The organism is Pseudoalteromonas sp. SK18, assembly GCF_001974855.1.
Taxonomy (GTDB): Bacteria; Pseudomonadota; Gammaproteobacteria; order Enterobacterales; family Alteromonadaceae; genus Pseudoalteromonas.
The window spans coordinates 1-12,983 of record NZ_MTQB01000001.1; the positions used below are offsets into that span (position 1 = coordinate 1).

Annotated in this window: 11 protein-coding genes; 7 read left to right on the top strand and 4 right to left on the bottom strand. The window is 38.6% G+C overall.

The window, feature by feature from the left end; translation table 11 throughout:
• The first annotated feature begins 244 nt into the window (after nucleotides 1–244).
• The 3 genes from BW139_RS00005 to BW139_RS00015 are packed head-to-tail and all read left to right on the top strand — an operon-like array spanning nucleotide 245 to nucleotide 2,956.
• Nucleotides 245–655, top strand: coding sequence for a hypothetical protein (locus BW139_RS00005; RefSeq protein ID WP_139336322.1), 411 nt, complete (start codon nucleotides 245–247; stop codon nucleotides 653–655).
• Complete coding sequence (locus BW139_RS00010) at nucleotides 649–1,599, top strand: ATP-binding protein (RefSeq protein WP_083708617.1); 951 nt, start codon at nucleotides 649–651, stop codon at nucleotides 1,597–1,599. The genes BW139_RS00005 and BW139_RS00010 overlap by 7 nt, the downstream gene beginning before the upstream one ends.
• Nucleotides 1,592–2,956 (top strand): TniQ family protein, encoded by a 1,365-nt coding sequence (locus tag BW139_RS00015; protein WP_076918249.1) that lies wholly within the window; start codon nucleotides 1,592–1,594, stop codon nucleotides 2,954–2,956. The genes BW139_RS00010 and BW139_RS00015 overlap by 8 nt, the downstream gene beginning before the upstream one ends.
• 60 nt (nucleotides 2,957–3,016) lie before the next feature.
• Here the strand turns inward: BW139_RS00015 and BW139_RS00020 are convergent, their stop codons facing one another.
• Genes BW139_RS00020 through BW139_RS00030 form a run of 3 tightly spaced genes read right to left on the bottom strand, consistent with a single transcriptional unit; the run spans nucleotide 3,017 to nucleotide 8,945 of the window.
• Nucleotides 3,017–5,206 (bottom strand): DEAD/DEAH box helicase, encoded by a 2,190-nt coding sequence (locus BW139_RS00020; RefSeq protein ID WP_076918250.1) that lies wholly within the window; start codon nucleotides 5,204–5,206, stop codon nucleotides 3,017–3,019.
• Nucleotides 5,203–6,510, bottom strand: a complete 1,308-nt coding sequence (locus tag BW139_RS00025) for an ATP-binding protein (RefSeq protein ID WP_076918251.1) — start codon at nucleotides 6,508–6,510, stop codon at nucleotides 5,203–5,205. The genes BW139_RS00020 and BW139_RS00025 overlap by 4 nt, the downstream gene beginning before the upstream one ends.
• A gap of 2 nt (nucleotides 6,511–6,512) precedes the next feature.
• The gene (locus BW139_RS00030; RefSeq protein ID WP_076918252.1) at nucleotides 6,513–8,945 is read right to left on the bottom strand and encodes a TerB N-terminal domain-containing protein; all 2,433 of its coding nucleotides are present in this window, start codon (nucleotides 8,943–8,945) and stop codon (nucleotides 6,513–6,515) included.
• Nucleotides 8,946–9,550: 605 nt separating this feature from the next.
• Between BW139_RS00030 and nhaB the strand changes: the two genes are divergently transcribed.
• From nhaB to BW139_RS00045, 3 genes are all read left to right on the top strand, one after another.
• The gene (gene nhaB, locus BW139_RS00035; RefSeq protein ID WP_008467310.1) at nucleotides 9,551–11,122 is read left to right on the top strand and encodes a sodium/proton antiporter NhaB; all 1,572 of its coding nucleotides are present in this window, start codon (nucleotides 9,551–9,553) and stop codon (nucleotides 11,120–11,122) included.
• A 115-nt stretch (nucleotides 11,123–11,237) separates the two neighbouring features.
• The gene (dsbB, locus tag BW139_RS00040) at nucleotides 11,238–11,756 is read left to right on the top strand and encodes a disulfide bond formation protein DsbB (RefSeq protein WP_036933942.1); all 519 of its coding nucleotides are present in this window, start codon (nucleotides 11,238–11,240) and stop codon (nucleotides 11,754–11,756) included.
• A 1-nt stretch (nucleotide 11,757) separates the two neighbouring features.
• On the top strand, nucleotides 11,758–12,060 hold the full coding sequence (locus tag BW139_RS00045) for a hypothetical protein (RefSeq protein ID WP_008467313.1): 303 nt from the start codon (nucleotides 11,758–11,760) through the stop codon (nucleotides 12,058–12,060).
• A gap of 12 nt (nucleotides 12,061–12,072) precedes the next feature.
• Here BW139_RS00045 and BW139_RS00050 read toward each other — a convergent pair whose 3' ends face one another.
• The gene (locus BW139_RS00050) at nucleotides 12,073–12,366 is read right to left on the bottom strand and encodes a ComEA family DNA-binding protein (RefSeq protein ID WP_008467316.1); all 294 of its coding nucleotides are present in this window, start codon (nucleotides 12,364–12,366) and stop codon (nucleotides 12,073–12,075) included.
• A 297-nt stretch (nucleotides 12,367–12,663) separates the two neighbouring features.
• Between BW139_RS00050 and BW139_RS00055 the strand changes: the two genes are divergently transcribed.
• A complete protein-coding gene (locus BW139_RS00055) occupies nucleotides 12,664–12,963 on the top strand; it encodes a YebG family protein (protein WP_008467318.1) in 300 nt (99 codons plus the stop codon).
• The last annotated feature ends 20 nt before the right edge of the window (nucleotides 12,964–12,983 follow it).

Consider the following 12,983-nt stretch of genomic DNA (forward strand, 5'->3'; position numbering starts at 1 on the left):
CAGCAAAAGCTGCTGCCACTGTGCGCTTGTTCTGTAAGTTTTCATCACCTGCTCCGAATTTATCATTGAGCAGGTATTTTTAGATAATCAGAACATCGATGCTAGGTGTGGTTCGCTAGACGCTTACAACGAGACTGGTAAATTTAGATTTAACAAACAGGACTTTTTTGGTGAAGAGGTTCAAAACCTATATTGGCAGCTTAAAACCGGCAAAGCTTCAGGGAAAAACCCTAAAGTATCGGTATTGCATGATACACAAGATTGCAGGGCTGTAACCCTTGCGGTCACATTGCCTGGCGACACTCATGTTACAAAAATCATTGCTTACAACATCGATTTGGTTGATGAACAGGTGGCAATTTCATTTGAGGTCGCCAACATGAATCACAGTACACCTATTCGTCGTTCAATATATTGTGGCGAAGCTGAGCTTATAAAACGTAAACGTCGAAAAATACGTAATGGCAAGCAAACGCAAAATATGGAGCAAAACTTAATAGATGATCGATCTACTAAAGATATCATTAAGCAATCTAATAGCTCTCCCCATGAACGCCAATCTAATCGCACAGATCCGTTACTAGGTACGGATCTCTCACAAGAGAATCAGGATGACTCTCACTTCAGAAACAAGGAAGGTTATGAAAAATGGTAAGCACTACTCTTAATACATCACCAAGTTCGTTATATGTACCGCAAAGTGGCACATTCCATTGCCATTCGTCTACAACGGAAGCATGGGAATACATTAGCAAGATTCATCAGAATAGAAACTACTCAGGCTTATTGACGGGGGTCTCTGGTGTTGGCAAATCATATTTGGCTAAGACGTATACCCTACAATTCCCTCAATCTGAGTTAGATGAAAAAAATATTATTCCAGTGCTTTACGTTAAGTTAGGTGCAACATCAACTCCAACTGACTTGCTTCATCAAATTTTAATGGCTTTAGGGTGCACTGTAATGAACAGCAAAGAAAGGCCTTATACTGCACTTGAACGTTTGTTACATCTACTCAATGAACAAAGTGTTGAGCTTATTATTATTGATGAGGTTCAAGAGTGCTTACCTGATACAGACGGTATCAGAGCTCAGCAAATGGCAAAGCAGTTTGCAGGTCTAGTAGACAAAGCTAGTATTCCTGTAATTTTAATGGGAACGCCATTGGCTAAAAGAATTATCGAACTCGCCTACAAAGGTGGAGATAAAGAAGAGCAATTAAGCCGGCGTTTTCTAGCCCCACATCAACTTAGTCCCTGCCCAAGCCAGTGCCAAGCTTGGATAAACATGGTTAATTTTTACCAACTTAAATATGGCTTTAATAGGCTAACGGCTCAGTCAAATAAAGACTTACTCAACCGCATTTATATTGCAACAAATGGCATGCATGGGCTCCTTAATAAGCTTTATGCACAGATATTACCCGCTGATTATAAGAATACAGCTCAATACATTAGAGCATTCGAAGAAGCGTATAAATTTGCTATCAGAAATAGCGAAGACAACCCGTTTAATGCTGACATGATTAATGCACAGCAAACTGAACGAAATATTGAAGATTTAGATCGCAAGTTAAAGGAAACGTTCACACATGGCTAGGCTACCAATTCGAGTTAGGCCTTTCGTTGGAGAAAGCCAGGCTGGCTATATTCTTCGTCTTGCAATGCGAAATGGTTTTATGAAACCAGAAGACATTGTTAATAAGAAAGTATTTAACTTAGCAAAACGCAATAATCTAAAAAAAGCTGATATCAACAATATCAGCTCACTCATACAACGCTCTATTTCATTTTCAGAAACGGAGGGAAGTCCTTTTCCAAAAGTGTGTTCCAGTGCTCGAATTCTCCACGCTAGAGCATGTCTAAAATGCTTGAATGAAAACCCTATTCATAGAGATAATTGGCAAGACCCAAGATATACGCACTGTGCAAAGCACCAGGTCATGCTTATTGATGTATGCCCTCACTGCGAACACGAATTGGAATTTAACGCAAGTTTACTTCAAGGGTATTGCAGCAATGAATATTGTGGAAGAAAACTTCTTCAGCTTTCGGTAGATGAAAAGATTAAAAGGCTCACAACCGGTAATATAGAAGACTGTATTATTGCAGGTTTGTATGTTCTTGAAATTTCAGAGCTTAAAAGAAAAGCCTATTTTAATTATAAAGACATACCAACAATCCTAACCGCAGGAATTGACTTGTTAACTAATAATGAAGCATTAGGGCATTGGCTAGCAAAAATATCTAGCAAAGGGCTGCCAGCTGGTTATCCTAAAAACCTGGCATATCCTGAGCTTTATTCCTTATCATGTCATATACATAGAGATTGGAACTTGATAAAGCGCGCTCAAATCGGCAATAGAAAGCCTTCTCTCCAGCTTACTTCCACAAGCAAGCCTTTGGAAATAAGGATACTCGCATCTTGTCTAGGGCTCAACGCAGCTGATTTAAAGCCTCTGTGGTACAAAAATATTCTACGATTCAGCAATACAAACCGATATCAAGTCGATGGTTTAATTGATGCCAAGCAGTTAATAGAAGAGCTGGTAACTAAATCAACCTCTGAAGTCATAAATGAAGTCGATTTCATGGAAGCCACAAAGTTTGTCGAGCAATACCTGATGGAAAAATCAGATCTTTTATTAGCAATATTTTTGAAAGATTTACCTTTTTATTATCAAGGTAAGAATAACCTCCTTGATTCAATTTACTTCAACCGTGATGAGCTGATAAAAGTAGGCGAACGTCATTTGAAATCGTCTAAAGCCAGAACAATCAGTATTGATACATGTGCAAAAATTGCCAAAATATCACCCAACATCATCAAAAATGCAATTAGTAGCGGATTAATCAAATCCTCTGACTGGAAAGCAGATAACTCAACTTTAAAGCTAATTGAGCTGAAGAAGTTGCAAGAGCTGCATAAAAACAGACAACTCAACCTCCCTCTGTGAAGAGGGGGGCATTGTTTTACAAATAATCTAAGAGGTTGCTATTAATAGCTTTCTACTGTCTTAGAGTAATTTTTTAACTAATACCTGTGCTTTCTCAACATCAAAAGTTCTTGCAGCATACCCTTGTGCAAGAATTTCTTGAGGTAAATACTCATCAAACTTATCTATAGTTTTTTCTGCAATAGCATCAGCTAAATCAATTGCTGATATGGTTTTATCATCTCGAAAGCTTTTAAGAGCCCCGATAACATGATCAATTAAGGTATTCTCAACTTCTATAATTCCTGCAAATGCACCCGCTCCAAACCCTTTTTGTATAAGTACTGCAACAAGTGTATTTACAACTTTATCACCGGCCCAAGGCAAAACAACGGCTGTATTGCCATGCTGTAAGAAATATGTACTTTCAAGTTTTGCAGTTTTAAAAAAGTCTGCCCCCTCTTTAAAAAGTGCTTGGGCAACTGCATCACCAAATTCAATTCTTTGTTCACCAACTTGAACTCTGTAGTCACTTTCTTTCAGAATTTTAAGCATTTCTTGTCTCACTACATCATGTACAGCCATCCCTGAACCACCAAATTTAGGTGGTTTCCCTCCTTTTGCATGCTGTACTGAAATCACTTTTTTGTCTGTATCGACTAGCTCAACCACCCAACGTTTACCCGCAAATACAATATGTTGGCCCTCTAAAATAAGGCTATCTACGGGTAATGTCCCTAGTGTTTTACTACCCGTTACAATTCTAAATTCTTCAGGGGTTTTAAAGACGGCATAAAACGTATAATGATTTGTTACTTTTTCACCCATAAAACCTAAAACCAGTTCACCACTTCCTAACTGGGTAATAAGATCTACCTTACCCATGTGAGATAGCAAATCTTTAAAATGAGTAACAGTAACTTGTTGGAATGGCCCGTCTTTACAAAGTAATACGTAGATTTGATCTGCTCTTATACCACCCCATTGCGCGATGAGAGCTAAAACTTGATGAAGTAATGTTGAAAAGTGATAGAGCGAAGTGTCTGCTGGTTCATACCATTTACTTGCAACCAATAACCGTATCATCGCTAGCGATTGAACCAATTCAAGCCGCAGTTTATCTACAATACTCGATTTTTCTGTAAGGTCAGCCTCAGTTATCAGCATTCGCAAAATACTAGCGCCACCACGCCTACCTGAACGACCCATGCGCTGCCGTAAACTTGCAATAGAATGCGGCGCAGTAACTTGCACGACAGAGTTAACCTTGCCTATATCAATGCCTAACTCCAAAGTCATAGTACACACTGCTGTCGTGGGAATTTGATCTTGCTGAAGCCGAGCCTCAAGTGATTCTCGCATTTCTTTGGCTAACGAGCCGTGATGTGGAAAAAACTCGTTAGGCACAGTGTTGCTCTCACACATCTCTGCAAGAGTGGTCGCAATACTTTCGGTGCGACTTCTGCTATTTGCAAACACTAGGTGGTTTCCACCACGGCAAAGACCATATAAATCGTTACATACGGTTTGCTCCGCAGTAACCGTCTCATCTGCCACAACAGCGCTCTCAATATATCCCTTGACTTGCATTTTTAACGATGATGAAGACTGCGTTTGCTTTATTATTTTACAAGACAGTGATTTATTAGGTCTTAAAGATGCTGGGACACTTTCTAAGTTACCTAAAGTGGCACTTAAAGCCGTTCTGGGTATTGGTGAGTTTACACGGCCTACAAGGTGTTCTAAGCGGTGCAGTAAGCTCAACAAGTGATGGCCTCGCTCTGTGCCAATAAATGCGTGAAATTCGTCTATAACTATGTGCTTTAAATTCTGAAAAGCAGACTTTACCCAGCCACTGTCTCTTATTAATAATGACTCTAGGGACTCTGGCGTTATTAACATAATGCCTGATGGATTTCGTTTCAGCTTATTTTTTCGACTTTGAGGACTATCACCATGCCAAGGTGTAACTTGTATGTTTAACAAATCTGACAAGCTTTCTAGCCTTCGGTCTTGATCGTTTATTAACGCCTTTAGTGGGCTGATATATAAAATGCCCACACCACTTACTTCATCTGCGATACTACTTATTGCAGGTAAAAAAAATGCTTCGGTTTTACCTGCGGCAGTAGAGGCACTAATAAGCACATCAGTATTGCCTGATAGGATAGGGTCAATTGCTAAACATTGAATCTCTCTGAGCCGATCCCAGCCTTGTTTAAAAATCCACTGCTGAATGCGCAAATCGAGCTTTTCGTGTGCGTCAATCATAATTTGAAGTCAGCTAGCTCATCGTCTTCAGATTCAATGTCTAGCTCTACATCGGAAGGTTTTTCCTCTGCAATATCAACATTTTTTATTAAGCTGTCCCACGAAATATTTGGATTTTGATCAATCACGGCAAGCATATCTAAAAACGCTTTGATCGTATTTCTTGGCGTTCTGAAGTAAGCGTCTCCAATTGTTTTACTGCAATGGACTAAAAATGCTTTGAGGGACTCGTCAGGTACTAAATATAACGATTCATCGCCTGATGCAAAAACATGTCTAAGGTTTTTAAGTAGTATAAATAACTCTTCTGGCGTTAAACTTGCCAAGTGTAATGCAGGGGATGAGTAATCAATAACACCGGCTTGTTTTGCAAATGTGTTGCCAGCTAGGCGAGATTGCAGCGCCTCATAGCTATATAACCCTTTTCTTGGATCAAGTAAAAACTCGGGTGTACCACCTAGTAAAAACCCTAAGTACTCAGCCGATCCTTGTAAGCAGTCGTTGAGTATTCTAAGAATTTGCTCGTAATTTGATAATCGTGCTTGGGTGCTATTGAGTTTGTATAAATTTACCATTTCATCGAGGTTAACTAATAACCCTTCGTAGCCAGCTTGCCTTACAAATAAACTCATAAGCTTTAGAGAGTCATAAAACGACGCATCTGAGATAATACTTCTTATACCAAGATCTTTGCGAGCATCTGTTTTTGTTGCATATTCTGCTCTTAACCATTTTACAGCGTTGTTCTTAAGTTGCTCGTTATCTGTTTCATGGCCAGTCCAGTATGCTTCTATAACTTTTGCAAAGTCGTAACCACCTACAAGCTCAGAGAGAGACGCGAGCCTTTCGTGAATCACTGTGGTTATTTCTTTGCTTGTATTATCTGCTTCTTTTCGTGCCTCGGTAATAAACTTTTCAACCACACTGGTCAATGCATTACCATCAGGCTTATTACGAGTAGACATGTTTCTCATTAACTCAGAATACAAGTTTCTGGCTTGTCCAGATGATGCATGAATACGACGATCGGGAGATAAATCTGCATTAACAGTAACTAACTTTCGCTCTAATGCGATCGCTCTTACAACACTTAAAAAGAATGTTTTACCTGAGCCGTATTCGCCAATAATTAACCGAAAAGCAGAGCCGCCCTCTGTCACTCTGTCGATATCTTTAATGAGCGCTTTAAGCTCATTACCACGACCTACTTGTATATGCTGTATGCCGACTTTTGGGGTAACACCCGATTTAAGAGACTGTATAATTGCATCGCGCTCTTTTGATCTAATTTTTTTTGCTGCCATTGTTATAACTCCCTTATCTCTTTGACTATTTCTTCATCAATGTATATATCAACGTCGTCATCAATTACTGGTGCATCCACTAAATCAAATGACCAGTCATTAATGGTTTCTATAGCACCATCGACCATTAATTTTAGCTCACTACACATTTGGGCTACCTCTTCGCGACCCCATTGCGCTTTAGCGCATAGCTTTTCAAACAACTGACTATGAGCCTGATCTAATCCATCAACTTCGTTTGTCAGCTCTGGGACTTCAATATAATCGCTTTCATCTTCATCTGAGGTAAAGATCTGTTCCAGCATGTTTTTAGCTTCTGTTGTTTGGCTTTCATGAAGGGCTAATATTGTTTCATCTAAGCTAAACTCTGATGAGCTTTGACTACGTGGCGCTGGCTGGTGACTACTTGTAGTAAGCTGATGAATATCACTCGTAACAGACTCTTTATCCAGTCCTAAATTTGTGTAGAGTTTTTCGATTTGCTTTACTTCTCTGTTATCGACATTGCCATCTGCTAGCGCAATAGACAGAATAAACCTTTTCACAAATTCTATTTCTTTTACACCTAAATTATTAAGTCTATTTTTTAAACCCGTATTATCCGATGGTGTAACTAGTCGCCATGTAAGATAAGCCTTTAGAGATCGCTTTTCTGTATCCGTTAATTTTTCATCATGAGCAATTAGCTTTTCTAGCTCAGAACTTTCTGATTCATCCACAACCCCATCTATATTTGCAACCATAGCACCTAAACGCAGTGCGACACCCACTTGGTTAAACGCATGACTAGGGACGAATTCTTCCTCATGCCCTGGAGTAAATAGTACAAGTTTGCCATCTAATTTGGGTTTTGTATGGTGGTAACGTAAGTCAGGCGCAATACCAATATCAGCAAAGTTCGCTAAGTTATAAATGAGCTCACCTTCTTTTTTATTTATCGCTTTCGGTGTTGGTAAGCCTGTTTGCAACCAAAATTCAGATACATCTGTTACCCCATCATTTTCTAAAATGATGGCCTTAGCCCACGCTTTAAACTTTTCGATTAATGGTGACGGTTGACTGCTAGCAATGACACGAGGCAACAGCATTAATGCAGCTAAATCATCTTTGCTTGTATCAGCCTTAGCTAAATAACGGCTATAACTAGCTAGCTCCTCAGTGACTTTATCTGCTATTGGAATAAGCTTTTTTATAGGTGCTTTTAATATGCTCGGATCAGGCAAACCGTCGAGTAAAATTTTAATACTAGGGATACCACCGCTGGCGGCAAAGTACTCTGCGTTTAATTTGGTTTTATTAGGCTTAACTTGCATTCCCTCAGAGAATTTTTGCTTGTAGTAAAGTTTAAAAAGTAAAGCAAACTCTACATCGCAGCGCCTAGCTGCGGTTTTTAAATTGTATTGGTCTGTATTTTTAATCCATTCAAGTGCTAGCTCATCGTCCACTCTTTCTGTGGCAACGACTTGCTCTGAAAGACGTAATTTAAAAAGTAGTGAATGACGTGTCTTTGGTAATTTATGCTTTCTACATTCAAATAATTTAGGTTTAACTAAATACATAAATTCTAAGAGATTTGCTGAGAAACCAGCAAAAGAGCGATTTGAAGCAAACACATTGTGCAAACGAAGTACTTCATCAAAAATATCTTTAAAATATTCGTCAGCAACTTTGTCATCTTTGCCATTTTCAACAACAAACCTTTCAAGTCCATAAAAATACAAAAACACAAAGCCTATTGGAGTATTGGCCGCGCTTCTGTCGGTCGCTAACCAATCAAGGTAAGCACCTCTGCACTGTCTAGAAAGATTGCTATAACTTGGCCAATAACCAAGTGATTCATCAGTGTAATAACCTAGTTGATGACCTAAAGGTGTTGATACAGGTAAAATTGGGTTTAATAGTGCAGGCTCAGGTTCATAACCCCTAAGAGACTCCATCTGCTCACCTAGGTAAAAAAATCCTGCTAGATTACGCTTATGTATAACAGTTTCTTTTTTCTTATCAAGCCACTGAGCTTTGCGTGTGCCTTTAATGCTCTTATTTAGAGGATTTGCACTCTCAAAAATATTAAATGTAGCTAAATCGTCCTCAGAATGTGTCGCACTATCAGCACTTTCTATAATTGGGGTAGGTGTATTAACAACAGTGATGCGAGGTTTTGGATCAGTCTGCTTTGCAGTTTTTAATTCATTCATTTGTTCGTGTAACTCAACGCTAACTGATGCTTTATTAGTTTTAATGGGATTTATCGAGCTAGTCACGTCACTCGAAGGTCTAGACAAAGAAACCTTAGAGGCAGGCGTATCAGGAGTTTCTTTTATACTTTGCCTCGGATTATCTAGTACTTTAGGCTTTTTTTTATTTGAATTTGAGCGTGGACTGGTAATTAACCAAATTATCAATATAACAACTGCGATTATAAAAATGAATTCCATGTAATATCCCTTTAAAATTGGTTGGTACCATTTTGGTATTTAAAACTCCATATGCTAATAACATACCACTAATAAATTCAGAAATGTATAATACTGCTACTCAGTAGTTTCAATTACTCTTAATCAAAAAAATCGTCTTTAATGAAACCTCTTTGCATAAGGTTCCTCGAACATCCCTATAGGATGTTAAGTTTGCGAAATATGAAACTAACATGGGCTTGGTTCATAATTAATAACTGAACGCATATTAGGTCACCGCTATATCGTCTAAAAAATCTCAACTTATACGTGTAAATATAAAAAAAATATCACGTTATGCGTGGTGTGAGATTCTCACATGGCTAATTAAAAGCTATAAAATGGTCTTTTTCAGTGTGTGAGATTCTTATGTGATGTATGTATGATCATAGGTATGTGATTAAAAAGGTAACTTTACTTGTATTATTTACCAGTTTTACCGATAGATTTTAAACACAATATGAATGCCAACCTATTATTCATACGAGACACTTTGACTATCATTCCATAGTTGTTTACACCCTCTATAAGCTGGACTAACTTAATGGCATTAACCAGACTATTAAGCGCCTCTTTAGGGAAAAATCATGCAACAGAGCATCCCATCTGCAATGTTTATAAATTTTTTAGGTAAAGCTCCTCAATGGTATAAATATACCATTATTGCATTTTTGATAATTAACCCGCTACTATTTCAATTAAGTCCCTATTTATCTGGTTGGGTATTAGTTATTGAGTTTATTTTTACACTGGCCATGGCACTTAAGTGTTACCCATTGCAGCCGGGAGGGCTGCTTGCTATTGAGGCGCTATTAATTGGCATGACATCAACGGCGCAAGTTGAACATGAGATAGCGCAGAATTTAGATGTACTTTTATTGCTAATTTTTATGGTGGCCGGTATTTACTTCATGAAAGATCTGCTGCTGTATATTTTTACCAAACTAGTGGTCTCTGTGAGAAGTAAAACTGTTTTATCGCTTGCTTTTGCAATGGCTGCGGCGTTTCTATCTGCATTTTTAGATGCATTAACCGTAATGGCCGTGGTGATTGCAGTGGCTATGGGTTTTTACAGTATTTACCATAAGGTAGCCTCAGGAAAAGACTTCATTAGTGAACACGATATTAATGATGATAACCAAGTAAAAGAAGTTAACCGACAAGAGCTTGAAGAATTCCGTGCGTTTTTACGCAATTTACTCATGCATGCTTCCATTGGTACTGCACTAGGTGGCGTATGTACTATGGTTGGTGAACCACAAAATTTAATTATTGCCGAACGAGCTAGTTGGCTCTTTGGTGAATTTTTTTTACGAATGCTACCAGTTACGTTTCCCGTACTTATCGCAGGCTTATTCACTACCTTTATATTAGAAAAAACAAAAACCTTTGGCTACGGCGCTAAATTACCAGAAACAATCCATGCTATTTTAAAAAACCATGCACAAACTCTTGATAAAAAACGCAGCAAACGCGATAGAGTTAACTTAACCATTCAAGCATTAATTGCCATATGGTTAATTACTGGCTTAGCGTTACATTTAGCCACTGTTGGATTAATTGGTTTGTCAGTTATTATTTTAGCCACATCATCGGCTGGTATAATAGAAGAGCACCAACTTGGTAAAGCTTTCGAAGAAGCCCTTCCCTTCACCGCATTGCTTTGTGTGTTTTTTAGTGTGGTTGCAGTAATCATTGATCAGCAACTATTTACTCCTGTCATTACTTGGGTGCTAACATTTGAAGGACAATTACAGTTGGTGATGTTTTTTGTTGCCAACGGATTGCTTTCTATGGTCAGTGACAACGTATTTGTGGGTACAGTGTATATAAATGAAGTAGCGGCAGCACTTAAAGCCGGCCAAATTACCCGTGACCAGTTTGATTTATTAGCGGTTGCTATAAACACTGGCACCAATTTGCCTAGTGTCGCCACACCAAATGGTCAAGCGGCATTTTTATTCTTACTTACATCAACACTGGCACCGGTATTACGCCTATCTTATGGTCGAATGGTATATATGGCTTTACCCTATACATTTGTGCTTACCTGCGTTGGTCTTAGTGCCACTTACCTAGGCTTAAGCGATTTAACCAGTTTATTTTACAAGTTCGAATTAATACAGCACCATATTCCTGTTGCCAATACAGGGCATTAAAATCTTCCCCTTCTTAGAGGAGCTAAAGACTTTAAGCTCCTCACTTTTTCCTTTTACTTGCCCCGTTGTTTATCCTACGTCATAATCTAAGCCCTTATTTAAAGACGGATTTGTTATGAACTGGCTTGCTAATCTTAGTACACAACGTACCCCCTGGTTACTATTTAGTGGAATTGTTTTTCTACTGGAAGTTACTGCCCTTTTCTTTCAATACAACATGGGTTTAGCGCCGTGCATTATGTGTATTTACCAGCGCACCGCGGTATTAGGCCTACTTTTTGCTGGTATGATTGGAGCCAGTAAACCAAACAATCTCGTAGTACGTATTGTTGCTTATACTGTTTGGGGGATTTCAAGTGTATGGGGGTTACTTATTGCTCGTGAGCACATTGAAATGCAAACAACCACAGATCCATTTGCATTTAGCTGTGAATTTGAACCAAATTTTCCAGAATTTATGCCATTACATCACTGGATACCGCAATTTTTTGAAGCAACCGGTGATTGCGGAAACATAGATTGGCAATTTGCAGGTTTAAGTATGCCAGCATGGATGGAAGTTATTTTTGTACTCTTTACCGCCACACTCTTTATATTGGTGGCCAGCCGATTAATTACTAAAAAGTCACTTTAATATGTTTACTTTTTTTTCAAGCCAAGTTGATGAGCTTAAACACTTGAAAGTTCGTCAGCGACAAACTGTTATAGCTATCTCTTTAAGCATGCTATCGCCCAGTGATAGGGTCTTTATACGCATAGTGAAGCTGATGCTGTTGAGCCCATTTTTTTTAATATTCACTTTGTTTGAAGGGTGGTTGCTGGTGCCTTTTTTAATTGTGGCTGGGTTGAGCTACCCGCTACTAACAGCCCCAGTAGATGTTAATTTTGCTAAAAAGCATCTTGGTGCTGCCTTAAAACAGTTTGATCAGGGCGCATAGCGCCCTATTAAGTTAAAATGCCACCTTACCATCGAGTTTGGCTAGCATTTTTTTACCCACCCCTTTTACTTTAGCTAGATCTTCAAGTGATGTGAAATCACCATTAGTTTCTCTATAGTCGAGAATTGCCTGTGCTTTTTTCTTACCAACACCCGGCAACTTAATTAGTTGCTTCAAATCAGCAGTATTAACGTTAACCATGGCTGACTGCATCTGCTCTGATAGCATATCGCTTTGCGCAAAAGTGGTACCCATAGGTAATAAACATAAAGCGGCTGCTAACGAGATTATTTTAATTAATTTCATACTATTTCCTTTTGTGTTCCTACATGAACATTCGTTGATTATTTACACCCAGCACTTTTAAATAACTTTGTGGTTACTAAGTGCTAAAGGTAACAAACACTCCTTGCGACTCCTTTACTGCTACGCGTTATAAAGTGACTTAATAAATAAAGTAGAGTTGGCCTTTATTGTCAACCAAGCTACAGATAAACTAAGGCTAAAGCTTGCAAAACAACGCGCAAGCTTGTACTGTATATAAAAACAGTAATCTAATGATTTAAAATAATCATATTGCCACGTAAGTAAGCAGGAGAAATCATGGCTGTTGTTGTTAAATATGTTGTAGAACGAAACGGAGTCGAGCGCATGACGTTTACTACTAAAAAAGAAGCTGATGCCTATGACAAAATGCTCGATATCGCCGAGTCACTAGAACTAATGCTTGAAAAAGTAGATGTGCCACTAAGTGAACAACAAGTTGAGTCGCTTGCACTTGAGATTGCGAAAAGTAAAGACGACTTTATGGCGGTGCTTAAGGGGACTAAAGAAGTACCCGCAAAAGCTAAAAAAGCAAAATCAGATAACGTTGCCGATATTAAAGATAAAGCAGCGAGCTAATCTAAAAAATAATGGTGCTG

Excerpts from the sequence above, each read along its gene's own strand:
- BW139_RS00010 (WP_083708617.1), top strand. The coding sequence starts at position 649 with ATGGTAAGCACTACTCTTAATACATCACCAAGTTCGTTATATGTACCG.
- BW139_RS00015 (WP_076918249.1), top strand. The coding sequence starts at position 1,592 with ATGGCTAGGCTACCAATTCGAGTTAGGCCTTTCGTTGGAGAAAGCCAG.
- BW139_RS00020 (WP_076918250.1), bottom strand. The coding sequence starts at position 5,206 with ATGATTGACGCACACGAAAAGCTCGATTTGCGCATTCAGCAGTGGATT.
- BW139_RS00025 (WP_076918251.1), bottom strand. The coding sequence starts at position 6,510 with ATGGCAGCAAAAAAAATTAGATCAAAAGAGCGCGATGCAATTATACAG.
- BW139_RS00030 (WP_076918252.1), bottom strand. The coding sequence starts at position 8,945 with ATGGAATTCATTTTTATAATCGCAGTTGTTATATTGATAATTTGGTTA.
- nhaB (WP_008467310.1), top strand. The coding sequence starts at position 9,551 with ATGCAACAGAGCATCCCATCTGCAATGTTTATAAATTTTTTAGGTAAA.
- dsbB (WP_036933942.1), top strand. The coding sequence starts at position 11,238 with ATGAACTGGCTTGCTAATCTTAGTACACAACGTACCCCCTGGTTACTA.
- BW139_RS00045 (WP_008467313.1), top strand. The coding sequence starts at position 11,758 with ATGTTTACTTTTTTTTCAAGCCAAGTTGATGAGCTTAAACACTTGAAA.
- BW139_RS00050 (WP_008467316.1), bottom strand. The coding sequence starts at position 12,366 with ATGAAATTAATTAAAATAATCTCGTTAGCAGCCGCTTTATGTTTATTA.
- BW139_RS00055 (WP_008467318.1), top strand. The coding sequence starts at position 12,664 with ATGGCTGTTGTTGTTAAATATGTTGTAGAACGAAACGGAGTCGAGCGC.